The sequence below is a fragment of the Christiangramia crocea genome (assembly GCF_022410465.1).
GTDB lineage: Bacteria > Bacteroidota > Bacteroidia > Flavobacteriales > Flavobacteriaceae > Christiangramia > Christiangramia crocea.
On sequence record NZ_JAJSON010000009.1, the window covers coordinates 222,377 to 237,436 of the forward strand.

Consider the following 15,060-nt stretch of genomic DNA (forward strand, 5'->3'; position numbering starts at 1 on the left):
AATAAGAATTATGCGAACAACTATAATATTAAAAACAGCCTCCAATTACCTGTTACCGGTACTATTGCTGTTTTCCATATTTATTCTGCTTCGCGGGCATTATTTGCCCGGTGGAGGTTTTGTTGGAGGCCTCATAGCTTCTATTGCCTTTATTCTGCATTCTTTTGCTAACGGATTGAAAAAGACCAAGGATATCTTATTGATGCATCCTGGTTTTCTGATACCCTTTGGTCTTTCCATCTCTTTTTTAAGCGGACTTGCTCCTGTGGCGTTATTTGACCTGCCTTTTATGACAGGTCTCTGGTCTCATGATCCCGTGGCGATCCTTGGAAACATTGGCTCAGCCCTGTTTTTTGACATTGGAGTGTATTTCGTGGTAGTGGGAGTGACCCTAACTATAATTTTTACAATCTCAGAGTCAGCCTGATATGGAGATACTTTTAGCAATAATGATCGGGGTTTTATATGCTGCTGGCATATATATGATGTTGCGGCGAAGTCTGGTAAAACTCATTATCGGGATAATACTGCTCGGTAATGGAGCAAATCTTCTTATATTTTTTCTGGGAAGAATCACCAAAGGAGCTCCACCAATCATTCCCGGAGACGCGAAGGTGTTCTCTGAGGCCTTTGCCGATCCTGTTCCGCAGGCCCTTATTTTAACGGCGATTGTAATAAGTTTTGGTCTTCAGTCTTTTGCCATTGTTCTGGTAAAAAGGGCCCATACAGTAGTGAGGACAGACGACCTTGATGAAATGAACGCAACCGACGAAGATTCATGACACAACAAATTATTTTATATCCCCTTTTCCTTCAGATTGCCATAGGTGTAATCTTACTATTTGCCTGGTACAGGATAGGTTTTCAAAAGATATTTAGCATTTTTGGTAGCATCCTGAGTGTAGGACTTGCCGGATGGCTGTTCTATTATATCTGGACCTCTGGTACCCAAACAATACAGGCAGGAAACTGGGAAGCACCTTTTGGGATCACCTTTGTCGCCGATACACTCTCTGCAACCCTTGTTCTTTTAACTGCTATATCCGGACTCGCTGTCTCAGTTTTTTCGGCAGGATCTGTTTTAAGGGATAGGCTGAGATTCGGTTACTTCCCTATTTTTCATTTTTTATTGCTGGGGCTTAACGGGGCTTTTCTAACGGGGGATATCTTCAACCTTTATGTATGGTTTGAAATTATCATCATAAGTTCTTTTGTGCTGATCACGATTGGTGGAGAAAAAGCCCAGCTGGAAGGAGCTGTAAAATATTTTACGCTGAATATACTAGCCTCCATGATCTTCCTTACTGCAATAGCTGTACTCTACGGTTTGACGGGAAGCCTTAATATGGCCGATCTGGCCGGAAAGATTGCAGAGATAGAGAACAGAGGGCTGGTAGAAATAACAGGGATTTTATTCCTGATTGGCTTTGGAATAAAGGCGGGGGTATTTCCGTTATATTTCTGGTTACCTGCTTCTTACCATACGCCTCCTTTTGCCGTTTCGGCAATCTTTGGAGGGTTGCTTACTAAAGTGGGAGTATATGCACTTTTAAGGGTCTTTACCTTGATATTTGTCGGAGATCCATTCCTTGATAAGATTTTAATGGTTATAGCGATACTCACCCTTGTAAGTGGAGGAATAGGTGCGCTGGTGCAGAATAATATTAGAAAGGTATTTTCTTATCTCATCATATGTCATATAGGATATATGATAGCAGGTCTTGGGATGTTTACTGAAGTTGCTATTGCGGGAGCGGTATTCTATCTTATACATGATATAATCGTGAAGACAAATCTGTTTATGCTGAGTGGGGTAGTCTATCGATTAAAGGGTACTAACAGTATGAGGGATCTGGGAGGAATTTATGCAAAATGGCCAAGGATCAGTTTGCTTTTGTTTATTCCCTTGTTTTCCCTTGTAGGAATCCCGCCATTGTCAGGATTCTGGCCTAAGATAAACCTGATCAAAGCCGGGTTTAGTGGTGGCTCGTATATAACCGTAGGAGCCATAATCTTTGCGAGTTTTATTACCTTGGTGATCATTGCAAAACTATGGGCTGAAGTGTTCTGGAAAGATGGAAAGGAATTGCCTTTTAGAAAGAATTTTGGCTATTTCAGTAAGATGAAAACCTATAAGAGATTGCAATTTCTGGCACCTGTTGCTCTGCTTAGTATTATATCTTTGTATATTGGTTTTGGTGCTGAGCATATCCAGGAGCTTTCTGCAAGAATTGCAGATGAACTCATGAATAATCAGGGCTATATAGATACCGTTTTAAATTTGAAGAAATAAGGGAAGATGAAGAATAAATTTCTTTCAAACATATTATTAACCTTTGTCTGGGTGGCTCTAACAGGAGATTTTTCATTTGAAAATTACCTGTTTGGATTCTTCCTGAACTTTCATATTCTCTGGCTTATTACGGTGGGACGGGGTCGCAGCAAGTATTTTCTTATTGTTCCCAAGACCATTTTGCTTTTATTGTTCTTCCTTTATGAATTGATTAAAGCGAATCTCGAAGTGGCCTATGAAGTGATCACACCCCGGCTCAACATGACTCCCGGGATTATTATGGTGCCTCTGGATGTAAAGTCTGATATCGCTATCACGGTACTGGCTAATATGATCTCCCTTACACCGGGAACTTTAAGTATAGATGTTTCCAATGATAAAAAGGTTCTTTTTGTTCATGCTATGTATATTAAGGACCGGGAGAAATTCATTAAAGGAATTAAAGATGGTTTTGAACGCAGAATTTTGGAGGTATTTTCATGACGTTATTTGATTATTTATATTATGTAATTCTGCCGGTACTGGTGATTTCAGCAGTGCTCATTTTTTGGCGTTTTATCAAAGGCCCAAGCATTGCCGATAAAGTGATTTCGCTGGATCTTTTGATCACTACGGGGATAGGTATTATAGCCGTTTATAGTATCATCTATAATCATTCCACCCTGATGGATGCAGCTCTTATCCTTGCTCTTATTGCATTTTTAAGTACCGTGGCACTTTCATATTACCTGGAAAAAAGGAGGAAGAAATGATGATAGATATAATAATTGGAACTTTGGCAACATTTGGAGCCCTTTTCGTTCTTTTTGCGGCGATCGGGTTAATAAGGATGCCAGATACCTATCTAAGGATCTCAGTAACTACCAAGGCTGCCACATTAGGGGTGGGGCTTGTCTTAATGGCTACTACGGTATATTTCAGCAATGCCGATGTGACTTCACAGGCCTTCGTGATCATTTTGTTCATTTTCCTTACGGCACCGGTTAGTGCCCACCTGATTGGAAGGGCTTCTTATTTTATAGGGATCAAACTATGGGATAAATCGGTGATGGATGATCTTCGTGGAAAATATCAGAAGAACACACATGTTCTTAAGAGTATCGTAGATGATACTCCCGAAGATAATATTGATCATACCAAAAATGATGAAGAAGAGAATTTCGATTAATCCAGATTTCTTTCCCTCTTCTTTTTCTTGATCATTTTATCCTCGATATATCCAAAAACAAGGTTTATGGTTAGGATTACTCCACTTACAATCGCAAGCTCTTTATAAAGTCCGTATCCTGCCAGGCATCCGGAAGCCGCGCTACACCATATTGTTGCTGCTGTGGTTAGCCCTTTGACCTGCTTTCCTTTTTGTAAGATAGTACCGGCTCCTATAAACCCTATTCCTACCACCACCTGTCCTAATACACGAGTAATATCAACGTATTCATCTCCTTCAAAATTCAGGGACATCAAAATGAAGATACTCGCTCCCAGTGCCACCAATGCATTGGTTTTTAGCCCAGCTTGTTTGCCCTGGGTTTCCCGTTCCAGGCCTATTATAAGTCCAGCTGAAGTGGCGAGCCCCACTCTAAGGGCAAATATAGTCCAGTCCATATATAATCTTTACGATTGTTTATTTTTGTGAAATGAAAAAGCTTCCACTAAATTTAGAGAAAAGACTTCAGAAAAGGAAAGATGAGAACTCTTTTCGGCAATTATCTTTCGGTATAACTGGAGTGGACTTCTTCTCTAATGACTATCTGGGGCTTTCTAAATCAAAAAAGATTTATGAAAATACCGCGAGAATACTGGAGACTTCCAAACTTTTGAATGGTTCTACAGGTTCGCGATTGCTTTCCGGTAACCATCAGTTTTTCAACAGAACTGAAAATATGCTCGCCAGTTTTCATAATTCTCAGTCTGCTTTGATATTTAATTCGGGTTATGATGCGAATGTTGGATTCTTTTCAGCAGTTCCGCAAAAGAACGATGTGATCTTTTATGATGAGTTCTCACATGCTTCCATTCGGGACGGGTTAAAAATGAGTCTTGCCAGGAATTATAAATTTCAGCATAATGATCTCGAGGATCTAAAAAACAGAATTGAGAGACTTTCAATGGATGAGAACTCTGAGATCTATGTGGTGACCGAATCTGTTTTCTCTATGGATGGAGATTCGCCAGACCTGAAAGCATTGGTTGAAATAGCCGGGGAATTCAATTTTAATCTGATTATCGATGAAGCTCATGCTACCGGGGTTGTTGGAAAAAAAGGAGAAGGTATGGTGCAACAGCTGGGCCTGGAAAGTGGGATCTTTGCCCGGATACATACTTTTGGAAAGGCAATGGGTTGTCACGGTGCTGCAATTCTGGGAAGCGGGCAACTGATGGATTATCTCGTGAATTTTTCTAGAAGTTTTATCTATACTACTGCTTTATCGCCGCATTCTATAGCTTCCATATTCTCGGCTTATCGGTTTTTGGAAAGTGATCGCTCTTTCCTGAATGAACTTCGGGGGAATATCAGCCATTTTAGATCTGAAATCATTAAAAATGGCCTTCAGGATCTATTTATTGAAAGTCAGTCAGCGATCCAAAGCTGTATCGTTAGCGGAAATTCTGAAGTGAAAAAGATAGCTGCTCAGTTATATGAAAGAGGTTTTAATGTTAAACCAATATTATCACCTACGGTGCCTGAAGGAAAGGAAAGATTGAGATTTTGTATCCATAGTTATAATTCCCCGGCTGAAATTTCGGAGGTCTTGAAACTACTGGCTAATTTTGTGACAAAATCCTGATATGGCCAGAAAATACTTTATTACGGGAATTGGAACCGAAGTAGGTAAAACAGTAGTGGCGGCAATTGTAACCCAAGCCTTAAAAGCAGATTACTGGAAACCTGTGCAGGCCGGGGATCTGGATAATTCAGATACTCATAAGCTTCGCCGGCTGGTGAAGAACGAAGAGACCGTTTTTCATGATAATTCTTATGCGCTTAATACTCCTATGAGTCCACATGCCGCTGCGAAGATCGATGGAGTGAAAATTAAGGTCAGCAATATCAAACCACCTAATATCGAAAAGGATCTGGTAATTGAAGGAGCAGGAGGGTTACTGGTTCCGCTTAACGATAAAGAGACCATTCTTGATCTCATTTCCCAGGATTATATAGTCATTCTGGTTTCAAGGCACTATTTGGGAAGTATCAATCATACTTTATTAAGTATTGAGGCGCTTAAGAAACGCGGAATTGAGAAAATTGGGATCATTTTTAGTGGGAATGAAAATCCCTCTACCGAGGATATAATCAGGAAAATGTCAAATGTTGAGATAATAGGGCGGATAGAGGAAGAACCATATTTTGATGAAATGGTAGTGAATGAATACGCTGAAAAATTCAGAAAGAAATTATGCGAGATATAAGAACAGCAACCGAAAGCCTTTCAAAGAGAGATAAAAAATATTTGTGGCATCCGCTTACCCAGCATAAGATCTCTCCGGATATGCTGCCCATAGTCAGTGCTAAAGGGAGTATCCTTACAGATGAGCATGGAAATGAGTATATAGATGCTATCTCCTCATGGTATACAGCGGTTTACGGTCATTGCAACAGTTTTATTACAAGCAGGGTTGCGAAACAGATGCAGAATCTGGATCAGGTGGTTTTCAGCGGATTCACCCATAAGCCTGCAATAGAGCTTTCTGAAGCCCTGATAAAGATCCTGCCTCAGGGCCAGCAAAAACTTTTCTTTAACGACAACGGGTCTACAGCCACCGAAATAGGAATCAAAATGGCTTTGCAGTATCATTATAATATTGGTAACGACCGCAAGGTGATGCTGGCATTTGAAGAAGGCTTTCACGGGGATACCTTCGGGGCAATGTCGGTTTCAGGATTATCTGTTTATAATGGTGCTTTTGAGGATCATTTTATAAGGGTGGAAAGAATTCCTGTTCCTAACGGGGAGAACAATGAGGAAGTGATCTCGACTTTGAAGGCTCTTATTTCTAAACACAATATCGCCGGATTCATTTATGAGCCTCTTATTCAGGGTGCCGCAGCCATGAAATTCCACGATCCCGAAGCCTTGAATGAGATCCTTAAAATATGCAGGAAGAACGATATCATCCTTGTTGCCGATGAGGTGATGACCGGATTTGGAAAGACCGGAAAATATTTTGCCTCAGATTATGTAGATGAAAAACCCGATGTGATCTGTATGTCCAAGGCCCTTACCGCCGGGTTGCTTCCTATGGGACTTACCTCTTGCAGCCAGAAGGTTTATGATGCTTTCTATTCTGATGAGATCGCGAAAGGGCTCTTTCATGGTCATACCTATACGGCTAATCCTCTGGCCTGTTCGGCAGCTCTCGCCGCCGTGGAACTCCTTGTTTCTGAAGAAATTCAAAATAGTATAAGCAGGATCTCGAAGTCAAATAACGAATTTGTCAAAAAACTGAAGTCCAGTCCTAAGCTGAAAAATGCACGTTCCAAAGGAGTGATCATGGCCTTTGAACTGGATGTGCAAACCGATAGGTATGGAAGTTTGCGAAATGAGCTTTTCAAATTCTTTATGGAAAAGGGAGTGTTTTTACGGCCTCTAGGAAACACCATTTATATAGTTCCGCCATATACGATAAGCGAAGATGAGCTGCAGAAAGTATATGGAGTTATTGAGGATGCATTAACAGCATTTTAAAATTTCTCGTATCAGTCAAAATTTTTAATTTTTGGATTCGATTTTTATCTAATTTAGATAGGTTAATCTATAAATTATGATACATCCGGATACGCAGCTTAAATGGATAAATAAGGAAAAGGGATTTGGGGTGGTAGCTACGAAATTTATCCCAAAGGGAACCATTACTTGGGTTCAGGATGAGATGGATATCGTTTTCCAACCGGATGAGCCTTCCGGGTTTAAACCTCTCACGAAAGAATTGCTTGAAAAGTTCAGTTTTCGTAACAACCTGGGGGAACATATTGTTTGCTGGGATATCGCGAAATATATAAACCATAGTTTCAACTCCAATTGCCTCTCTACCGCCTATAATTTTGAAATTGCGATCAGGGATATTAATGAGGGGGAGGAGCTTACCGATGATTATGGCTATCTAAACCTTTCAGAACCTTTTATGCCGCAGGATGAGGGTGGTGAACGCAAGATCGTGGAACCCGATGATGCACTGAAATATTATAAGGTCTGGGATGAAGCTATTAAAGAAGTCTTTCCTTTAATTATTGAAAGGGATCAGCCTTTGCTGGAATTGTTAACTGACGAGGTTGAAAAAGAAATTGAGGAGGTGGCAAGTGGTAAAAAGAAGTTGCTTTCCACCCGCTATTTGTATTTTAATCCTGAAAAGGCAGAAATTAATAGCTGAAATTTAGCCAGGGATTATTTCAGCCTTATTTTTGCCTTTAAAAAATTTAGGCTTTTGAAAAATCCCGTTTCCATAAATTCAATTGGAACTATCTCTCCACTGGGCAGTGACCCGGCTGATATCTGGAATAATTACAAATCTGAAGAGCATTTTTTTAAGGAAGCTGATTTTGACGGCAGTCCGGCCCTTGCTGGTTTTCTGCCGGAATACCTGCAAAAAGAGTCGGAGGAATTACGAAATGAAAATTCAAAATACAGAAATCTTGATAAGTCGGTACTTTATGCGATTCTGGCGGCAAGGCGTCTGGCCAGACATTCCGGATTTTCTTACGGAACAGGGATTAATTTAGGAAGTAGTCGTGGCGCTACCGGTCTGTTTGAGAAATACCATTCTGAATATATGGAAACCGGTAAAACTTCCTCCTATACTTCTCCATCTACCACTCTGGGTAATATCTCATCGTGGGTAGCACAGGACCTTCAAATTGAAGGGCCCGAGTTTTCGCATAGTATCACCTGTTCTACAGGGATGCATTCTATTTTAAATGCCATTGCCTGGATTCAGAGCGGAATGGCAAAAAATTTTCTGGCAGGAGGAAGTGAAGCTCCCCTAACCGGGTTTACAATCGCTCAGATGAAGGCGATGAAAATCTATGCGCTTGAAAATCAAAAATATCCGTGCAGATCACTTCATATGGAAAAGGAAAAAAATACCATGATCCTGGGCGAAGCTTCAGGGATAGTTTCATTAACCAATGAAGAAGTTGAAAATCCACTGGCCTTTATTAAAGGTATTGGATTCGCAAACGAAAAACTGAAGCATGGAGCATCTCTATCCAAAAATGGGAAATGTCTTCAGAAATCCATGAAAATGGCGATGACAGATATAGATCAGAAGGAAATTGATGCCGTAGTAATGCATGCGCCCGGTACAATTGGCGGTGATCTTGCCGAGGTGAACGCAGTAAAGGAGGTGTTTGGAGAAAAATTACCTGCACTAACAAGTAATAAATGGAAAACAGGGCATAGTTTTGCAGCCTCGGGAATTTTAAGTCTGGAAATGGCAATTATGATGATGAAACATCAGGAGTTTTTAGCCGTACCATTTTCAAAGTTCCGGAGGCAGCCTGAAAAACTTGAAAATATCCTTGTAAATTCTGTGGGATTCGGCGGAAATGCCGTCTCGATAATTATTGGGAAGGATTGTTAGTTTCCCCGTTTATAAATCTTCAGAAAGCAGGCCTTAATAAACCTGAGTTTTCGTTATTTTTGAATACAAATTGATTTTATGGCACTAAGACACGATTGGACTAAAGAAGAGATTCTAGAGATATATAATAAACCTTTTATGGAGTTGCTTTATGAAGCAGCCACCGTTCATCGTCAACATCACGACCCTAACACTGTGCAGGTTTCGACACTGCTTTCTATTAAAACAGGAGGTTGCCCTGAAGACTGTGGTTACTGCCCACAGGCGGCACGTTATCATACAGATCTGGAAGGAAACGATCTGATGAGTGTTAGCCAGGTAAAGGCACAAGCCCTTAGGGCAAAGTCGGCCGGAAGTTCCCGGGTGTGTATGGGAGCAGCCTGGAGAAATGTGAGGGATGGAGAAGAGTTTGACAATGTGCTTGAAATGGTAAGAACCATCAATAAACTTGATATGGAGGTTTGCTGTACTTTGGGTATGATTACCGAGAATCAGGCGCAAAGGCTGGCTGAAGCTGGTCTGTATGCTTATAACCATAACCTGGATTCTTCAGAAGAATATTATAAGGAAGTTATTTCCACCCGTGGTTATCAGGATAGACTGGATACTATTGGTAATGTTAGAAAAACCAATGTTACCGTTTGTAGCGGGGGGATTATTGGAATGGGAGAAAATGAAGCAGATCGAGCCGGAATGCTGGTGGCTCTTTCCACCTTAAATCCTCAGCCGGAATCTGTGCCAATTAATGCTTTGGTGCCTGTGGAAGGTACACCATTGGAAGAGCAGGAGCCGGTGCCGATCTGGGAAATGATAAGAATGGTCGCAACTACAAGAATAGTGATGCCAGAGACGCAGGTGAGACTATCGGCAGGAAGAACACAAATGAGCAGGGAAGGACAGGCGATGTGTTTCTTTGCAGGAGCAAATTCCATATTTGCGGGAGATAAGCTGCTTACCACACCAAATCCTGATGTGAATGAGGATATGGAAATGTTTAAAATGCTTGGCCTGAATCCACAGAAAGCATTTGAGAAAAAAGCCCAGCCGGAAAGTGTGGACGCTGAAAATTCAAAATACCAAAGTAAAGGGGAAAAACCAAAATGGACAAGACCTGGTCATGAGATAGACAGGAATCTTCAGGCCCAGGAGAAGGCTAAAACAAAGGCTTAGTTTTTAATTTTTCAAAATTGGAACTGGATCTTCAAAATATTCCAAGACGCAGAAATCTTTCAAAAGAAGAGTTTCTGAATGAATATTTTATTCCCAGGAAACCGGTGGTATTAGAAGATCTTACCGAGAACTGGCCGGCTTATAAAAAATGGGATTTTGATTATTTCAGGGAAAAGGCTGGTGATATCATAGTGCCACTTTATGATGGGAAGCCTGCAAAGGGAAGGGAGAATTCTCACGGCCCCGCCATGAAAGTACCTTTTAAGGAATATATTGATATCCTCCAAAAAGGACCTACGGACCTAAGGATGTTCTTTTTTAATATTCTTCAGAATTGTCCGGAGCTGGTTGATGATTTTGAATATCCCGATCTTGGAGTGAAATTCTTCCGGAAGTTGCCTGTTCTGTTTGTTGGTGGAGAAGGAGCCAAAGTGGTGATGCATTACGACATGGATCTTGCCAATAATTTCCATTTTAATTTTGTTGGAGAAAAGAAGGTGATCCTTTATCCTCCGGATCAGACGGGGCTCCTTTATAAGGTGCCTTATTCTATTGTGAGCATGGAGATCATAGATATGGATGATCCGGACCTTGAAAAATTTCCTGCCCTTGCCAGGGCCAGGGGTTTTGAAACAAGGCTCAGGCACGGGGAAACTTTATATATACCGTCTTCTTGGTGGCATTTTATAAAATATGAGACTCCTAGTTTATCATTAACTTTAAGATCACTCCCTAAATCCCCGAAAAAGATTGCAGAAGTACTTAATAATCTGTTATTTGTTCGGAATTATGATAATCTAATGCGGAAGATCCGTGGACAGAAATGGATAGATTATAAGAACAGGGTCGCAATAAAGAGGACCCATAGAAATGCAGGTATAGAGTAATGAAGAAGGATAAGATGAAACTAAAGGCAATACCAAGGGTGAAAACTATCTCGAAAGAGGATTTTCAAAGGGAGTATGTTCAGAAACAAAAACCCGTGGTTATAGAAAGGCTTATTGAGGACTGGCCTGCGTATGAGAAATGGAATCTTGATTATATAAAAAAAATTGCCGGAGACAAAACCGTTCCTCTCTATGATGACCGCCCTATCTCTTCAAAGTATAAGTTCAATGAACCCCATACAGAGATGAAAATGGCAGACTACATTGATCTTCTGCAATCTAAACCTACGAACTACCGGATTTTCCTCTATCATTTGATGAAGGAGGTACCGGATCTTCAGCAGGATTTTAAATTTCCCGATATAGGCTTGAGATTTTTAAAGCAGTTACCCATGCTTTTTTTTGGTGGGGAGAAGTCCACTGTGTTTATGCATTACGATATCGATTATGCTAATATTCTGCATTTCCATTTTCACGGAAAAAAACAGTGTATTTTGTTTCCTCCTTCTGAAAGCAAACACCTTTATAAGGTGCCTCATGCTCTGATTTCCAGGGAAGATATTGATTTTAATAATCCCGATTACGAGAAATTTCCGGTCTTAAAGAAGGCGAAGGGATATATAACCGAACTTAATCACGGCGAGACCCTTTATATGCCTGAAGGTTACTGGCATCAAATGACTTACCTTACAGCAGGATTCTCTATGAGTCTTAGGGCAACACCGCGCACGCTTACTAACTTTTCAAAAGCTGTATATAATCTTGTTTTTATGCGTCATTTTGATAATTATATGAGAAAACTTCGGGGGCAGAAGTGGATAGATTATAAGAATGAGCAGGCACTGAAGCGCACTCATAAGAAGCATGATGTCAGCCTGTGATTTCATTTACGCAGTCAAATACCAGCGATGTTTCATAGCCTTTTCGAAGAAGGTGGTCTGCCAGTTTTTTCTTCTTTTTAAAAGGGTTGGATTCGTTGATCTTTTCTGATTTCTTTTCAGCCAGATCGTACAGGGTATTTCTATATTCCGTTTCATTGATTTCTGAAAGGCCCAGTTTTATAACTGGTCGTGAGATCTCCCTTTTTTTAAGTTCCTGAGTGATCTTAATTCTTCCCCATTTTTTAATTCTGAATTTCCCGCGAACAAAACTACGGGCAAAGCGTTCCTCATTCAAAAATCCATCCTGCATAAGGGAGATGATGATCTTTTCCTTGGCTTCGGGGATCATTCTCATTCCGTTAAGTTTATCTTCTACTTCCTTTTGTGACCTGTCTCTGTATGCGCAAAAATGCATGAGTTTTTGCAGTGCTTCTTCAACAGTATAAGATTTTTGATCATGCTTCATTTCTTGAAAAATATCTTTTCAAATTAATAAGCTGGAAGACTATCATGAAAATCAACCAGATCGCAAAGCAGATAACTTCTGCTGCTATAATATAATTAGTGTCATAAATAGTTATGGAGACGGTATCGCTATAAAATGTGAAACCGAAGATAAGTGTAAGAATACTTATAAGGATAGAATATTTTCTCATTATTCGAATATAAAATTTTGAATAATATGAGGTTGATTTTAGGCTGAATAATTTAAAGCTTCAGCTAAAATCAGGACATAAAAAAACGCCTTACAATTGCTTGAAGGCGTTTTTATTTATTTGATCACTTTCCCGTCTTTATCGTGAAAGTGGTACTCTAAATACGTGTAAGCATCTCGAGGTAAAATTTTCACCCAACGTTTGTGGTCTACAAACCACTTAGATCGGGGAGATGGAAAGCCTTTGGTTAAAAAGGCGGCAATAAATGGATGAGCGCTCAGCGTGATCTTTTTATGTTCTTTTTTCTTGATCAGTTTTTCAAGGTCCACTTTGATCTTGTTCACCAAACTAATTGGTGCCTCGACCTCTCCATCGCTGCCGTTAGGATTTTCCTCACGGGTTTTGATGTTCATTTCTGGCCTTACGCGCTGTCTCGTTATTTGAACCAATCCGAATTTACTAGGTGGCAAAATCTTATGTTTTGCCCTGTCATCACTCATTTCTTTTCTAAGGTGATCATAAAGCGTCTTTCGGTTTTCGGCTTTATTCATATCTATAAAGTCGACTACGATGATGCCTCCCATGTCACGTAGACGTAACTGTCGGGCAAGTTCTGTAGCGCTTATAAGATTCACCTCAAGTGCGGTATCTTCCTGGTTTTTGGATTTATTGGAGCGGTTTCCGCTATTCACGTCAATAACGTGCATGGCTTCTGTATGCTCTATTACCAGGTAGGCGCCTTTACTCATGGATACGGTGCGCCCAAAGGAAGTTTTGATTTGTCTTTCGATACCAAATTTTTCAAAAATGGGCTGGTTGGATTGATGCAATTTTACGATTGATTCTTTTTCTGGAGCAATTTCGCTCAAATAATCTTTGATTTGAGTATAAAGCGTTTCATCGTCTACAACAATGGAAGTAAAGGAGTCATTAAAAATGTCTCTTAACAGGGAAGAAGCCCTGTTCAATTCTCCCAGTACTTTAGAAGGATGATGCGGTTTATACAGTTTTTTACACATGGCTGTCCAGCGATCCATCAAGTTTTGAAGATCTCTGTCCAGTTCTGCTACTTTTTTGCCTTGTGCTACGGTTCTTACAATAACCCCAAAACCTTTGGGCCTAATGCTCTTTACCAGTCTCTTTAAGCGTTCCTTTTCATCTTTGCTCTCGATCTTCTGAGAAACCGAAATACGGTTGGAAAAAGGAACAAGTACAATATAACGGCCAGGCAGTGAAAGCTCTGAGCTTATCCTGGGGCCTTTTGTAGAGATTGGTTCTTTAACGATTTGAACCAGTAGCGACTGGTTTGATTTTAAGACATCGGCAATAGAGCCGTTTTTGTCTATATCCTTTTCAAAAGGAAAATTCTTTAAAGAATAATCTTTGAGTTTACCTGTGCTTACACGTTTTATGAACTTTAATAATGAAGAAACCTGGGGACCCAGATCATGATAGTGTAAAAAACCATCTTTTTCGTAGCCTACATTTACAAATGCGGCATTTAACCCGGGAACAGCTTTTCTTATTTTGGCGATATAAATATCTCCAACATTGAATTTGTTACTGTCTTCTTCCTTGTTAAGTTCAACAAGTTTTCCATCTTTTAATAAGGCAAAATCTACAGCAGAAGGTTCGGACCTGATAATTAATTCTTTGTCCACACTTCCAGATTTTATATCCATATCTGTATGAATACAGACACAGATGGATTAAACATTATTTTTTCACAGGTTTTGAATCCTGAAGAAACCTCATCGACATATGAATTCCTGTCGGGGGTTTCGATTTCAAAGAACGATTTAAATTAAATAAAAAAAGTAGTTGTCACACTACTTTTTCTTGTGGCGATTAGCTCTTCTTCTTTTCTTACGCTTGTGCGTGGCCACCTTATGTCTTTTTCTTTTCTTACCACTTGGCATAGTGAAATGTCATTTAAATTAATAATTACTTCTTTAGATACCTCCCGAAAAGTACGGGAGGATCCAATTATTTTACTTCAACATTCGATTTTACTCCTTCAACAAAGATCTTTGCTGGTTTAAATGCCGGAATGTTGTGAGCAGGAATTTTGATGGTAGTGTTCTTAGAAATGTTTCTACCGGTTTTTTCAGCTCTGGTTTTCACCACAAAGCTTCCGAAGCCGCGAAGGTACACGTTATCTCCACTTTCAAGTGAATTTTTAACTTCATCCATGAAAGATTCAATAGTAGCCTGAACGTCTCCTTTTTCCATTCCTAATTTCTCCGAAATGTTTGCTACGATATCTGCTTTAGTCATTTTCGTACTATTTAAATTTTATAATTGGGGTTTCTATTTTTCAAGGGGGCAAATATAAGAATTAAATCTACAATATTTCAAACCTAATTCACTAATAATAACGGAATAAACTCTTATTATTGCGAATATTCACTTTAAACTATGGATTTTTCCAATAGACTGACAATTTGGTATTTGCAAAATAAGCGTGATCTTCCATGGAGAGATACTCATGAACCGTACCAAATCTGGCTCAGCGAAATCATGCTTCAGCAAACGCGAATCGAGCAGGGATTACCTTATTATAATAAGTTTATTAAAGCCTATCCAAGCGT

19 protein-coding genes and 1 pseudogene are annotated in these 15,060 nt (G+C 39.9%); 15 read left to right on the top strand and 5 right to left on the bottom strand.

Features of this window, described 5'->3' with window-relative positions:
• Positions 1-10 precede the first annotated feature (10 nt).
• Genes LU635_RS03545 through mnhG form a run of 6 tightly spaced genes read left to right on the top strand, consistent with a single transcriptional unit; the run spans position 11 to position 3,461 of the window.
• Positions 11-427 (top strand): Na+/H+ antiporter subunit B, encoded by a 417-nt coding sequence (locus LU635_RS03545; protein WP_240096248.1) that lies wholly within the window; start codon positions 11-13, stop codon positions 425-427.
• A 1-nt stretch (position 428) separates the two neighbouring features.
• A complete protein-coding gene (locus LU635_RS03550) occupies positions 429-782 on the top strand; it encodes a Na+/H+ antiporter subunit C (protein ID WP_240096249.1) in 354 nt (117 codons plus the stop codon).
• On the top strand, positions 779-2,293 hold the full coding sequence (locus LU635_RS03555; protein ID WP_240096251.1) for a proton-conducting transporter transmembrane domain-containing protein: 1,515 nt from the start codon (positions 779-781) through the stop codon (positions 2,291-2,293). Before LU635_RS03550 ends, LU635_RS03555 begins: the two co-directional genes overlap by 4 nt.
• A 6-nt stretch (positions 2,294-2,299) precedes the next feature.
• Positions 2,300-2,776 carry a Na+/H+ antiporter subunit E gene (locus LU635_RS03560; protein WP_240096254.1) on the top strand — a complete coding sequence of 159 codons (477 nt, stop codon included), beginning with the start codon at positions 2,300-2,302 and terminating at the stop codon, positions 2,774-2,776.
• A complete protein-coding gene (locus LU635_RS03565) occupies positions 2,773-3,045 on the top strand; it encodes a cation:proton antiporter (protein WP_240096256.1) in 273 nt (90 codons plus the stop codon). The genes LU635_RS03560 and LU635_RS03565 overlap by 4 nt, the downstream gene beginning before the upstream one ends.
• Complete coding sequence (gene mnhG / locus LU635_RS03570) at positions 3,042-3,461, top strand: monovalent cation/H(+) antiporter subunit G (protein ID WP_341482112.1); 420 nt, start codon at positions 3,042-3,044, stop codon at positions 3,459-3,461. Before LU635_RS03565 ends, mnhG begins: the two co-directional genes overlap by 4 nt.
• Here mnhG and LU635_RS03575 read toward each other — a convergent pair.
• Positions 3,458-3,898, bottom strand: a complete 441-nt coding sequence (locus LU635_RS03575) for an MgtC/SapB family protein (RefSeq protein WP_240096258.1) — start codon at positions 3,896-3,898, stop codon at positions 3,458-3,460. The genes mnhG and LU635_RS03575 overlap by 4 nt on opposite strands.
• A 32-nt stretch (positions 3,899-3,930) precedes the next feature.
• On the opposite strand from LU635_RS03575, the gene LU635_RS03580 reads away from it, so the two are divergent.
• From LU635_RS03580 to LU635_RS03615, 8 genes are all read left to right on the top strand, one after another.
• Entirely contained in the window at positions 3,931-5,082 is a 1,152-nt protein-coding gene (locus LU635_RS03580; protein WP_240096260.1) for an aminotransferase class I/II-fold pyridoxal phosphate-dependent enzyme, read from the top strand.
• Between the two features lies 1 nt (position 5,083).
• Entirely contained in the window at positions 5,084-5,707 is a 624-nt protein-coding gene (gene bioD / locus LU635_RS03585; protein WP_240096262.1) for a dethiobiotin synthase, read from the top strand.
• Positions 5,695-6,984, top strand: coding sequence for an adenosylmethionine--8-amino-7-oxononanoate transaminase (bioA, locus tag LU635_RS03590; protein WP_240096263.1), 1,290 nt, complete (start codon positions 5,695-5,697; stop codon positions 6,982-6,984). The genes bioD and bioA overlap by 13 nt, the downstream gene beginning before the upstream one ends.
• 76 nt (positions 6,985-7,060) lie before the next feature.
• The gene (locus LU635_RS03595) at positions 7,061-7,666 is read left to right on the top strand and encodes an SET domain-containing protein (protein WP_240096265.1); all 606 of its coding nucleotides are present in this window, start codon (positions 7,061-7,063) and stop codon (positions 7,664-7,666) included.
• A 54-nt stretch (positions 7,667-7,720) separates the two neighbouring features.
• A complete protein-coding gene (locus LU635_RS03600) occupies positions 7,721-8,875 on the top strand; it encodes a beta-ketoacyl synthase N-terminal-like domain-containing protein (RefSeq protein ID WP_240096267.1) in 1,155 nt (384 codons plus the stop codon).
• A 78-nt stretch (positions 8,876-8,953) separates the two neighbouring features.
• Positions 8,954-10,045 carry a biotin synthase BioB gene (gene bioB, locus LU635_RS03605; RefSeq protein ID WP_240096268.1) on the top strand — a complete coding sequence of 364 codons (1,092 nt, stop codon included), beginning with the start codon at positions 8,954-8,956 and terminating at the stop codon, positions 10,043-10,045.
• Positions 10,046-10,062: 17 nt separating this feature from the next.
• The gene (locus LU635_RS03610) at positions 10,063-10,932 is read left to right on the top strand and encodes a cupin-like domain-containing protein (protein ID WP_240096270.1); all 870 of its coding nucleotides are present in this window, start codon (positions 10,063-10,065) and stop codon (positions 10,930-10,932) included.
• The gene (locus LU635_RS03615; protein ID WP_240096272.1) at positions 10,932-11,813 is read left to right on the top strand and encodes a cupin-like domain-containing protein; all 882 of its coding nucleotides are present in this window, start codon (positions 10,932-10,934) and stop codon (positions 11,811-11,813) included. Before LU635_RS03610 ends, LU635_RS03615 begins: the two co-directional genes overlap by 1 nt.
• Here the strand turns inward: LU635_RS03615 and LU635_RS03620 are convergent.
• The 4 genes from LU635_RS03620 to LU635_RS03635 all read right to left on the bottom strand — a co-directional run bounded on the left by LU635_RS03620 (position 11,803) and on the right by LU635_RS03635 (position 14,746).
• Complete coding sequence (locus LU635_RS03620) at positions 11,803-12,279, bottom strand: regulatory protein RecX (RefSeq protein WP_240096274.1); 477 nt, start codon at positions 12,277-12,279, stop codon at positions 11,803-11,805. The two genes, LU635_RS03615 and LU635_RS03620, sit on opposite strands and share 11 nt — an antisense overlap.
• Positions 12,269-12,469, bottom strand: coding sequence for a hypothetical protein (locus tag LU635_RS03625; protein WP_240096276.1), 201 nt, complete (start codon positions 12,467-12,469; stop codon positions 12,269-12,271). Before LU635_RS03625 ends, LU635_RS03620 begins: the two co-directional genes overlap by 11 nt.
• Positions 12,470-12,585: 116 nt before the next feature.
• The gene (locus LU635_RS03630) at positions 12,586-14,130 is read right to left on the bottom strand and encodes an Rne/Rng family ribonuclease (RefSeq protein WP_240096277.1); all 1,545 of its coding nucleotides are present in this window, start codon (positions 14,128-14,130) and stop codon (positions 12,586-12,588) included.
• A gap of 325 nt (positions 14,131-14,455) precedes the next feature.
• Positions 14,456-14,746 (bottom strand): HU family DNA-binding protein, encoded by a 291-nt coding sequence (locus LU635_RS03635; RefSeq protein ID WP_131393714.1) that lies wholly within the window; start codon positions 14,744-14,746, stop codon positions 14,456-14,458.
• A 141-nt stretch (positions 14,747-14,887) separates the two neighbouring features.
• Here LU635_RS03635 and LU635_RS03640 point away from each other — a divergent pair.
• A pseudogene (locus tag LU635_RS03640) lies at positions 14,888-15,060 on the top strand (A/G-specific adenine glycosylase); the annotation flags it as partial.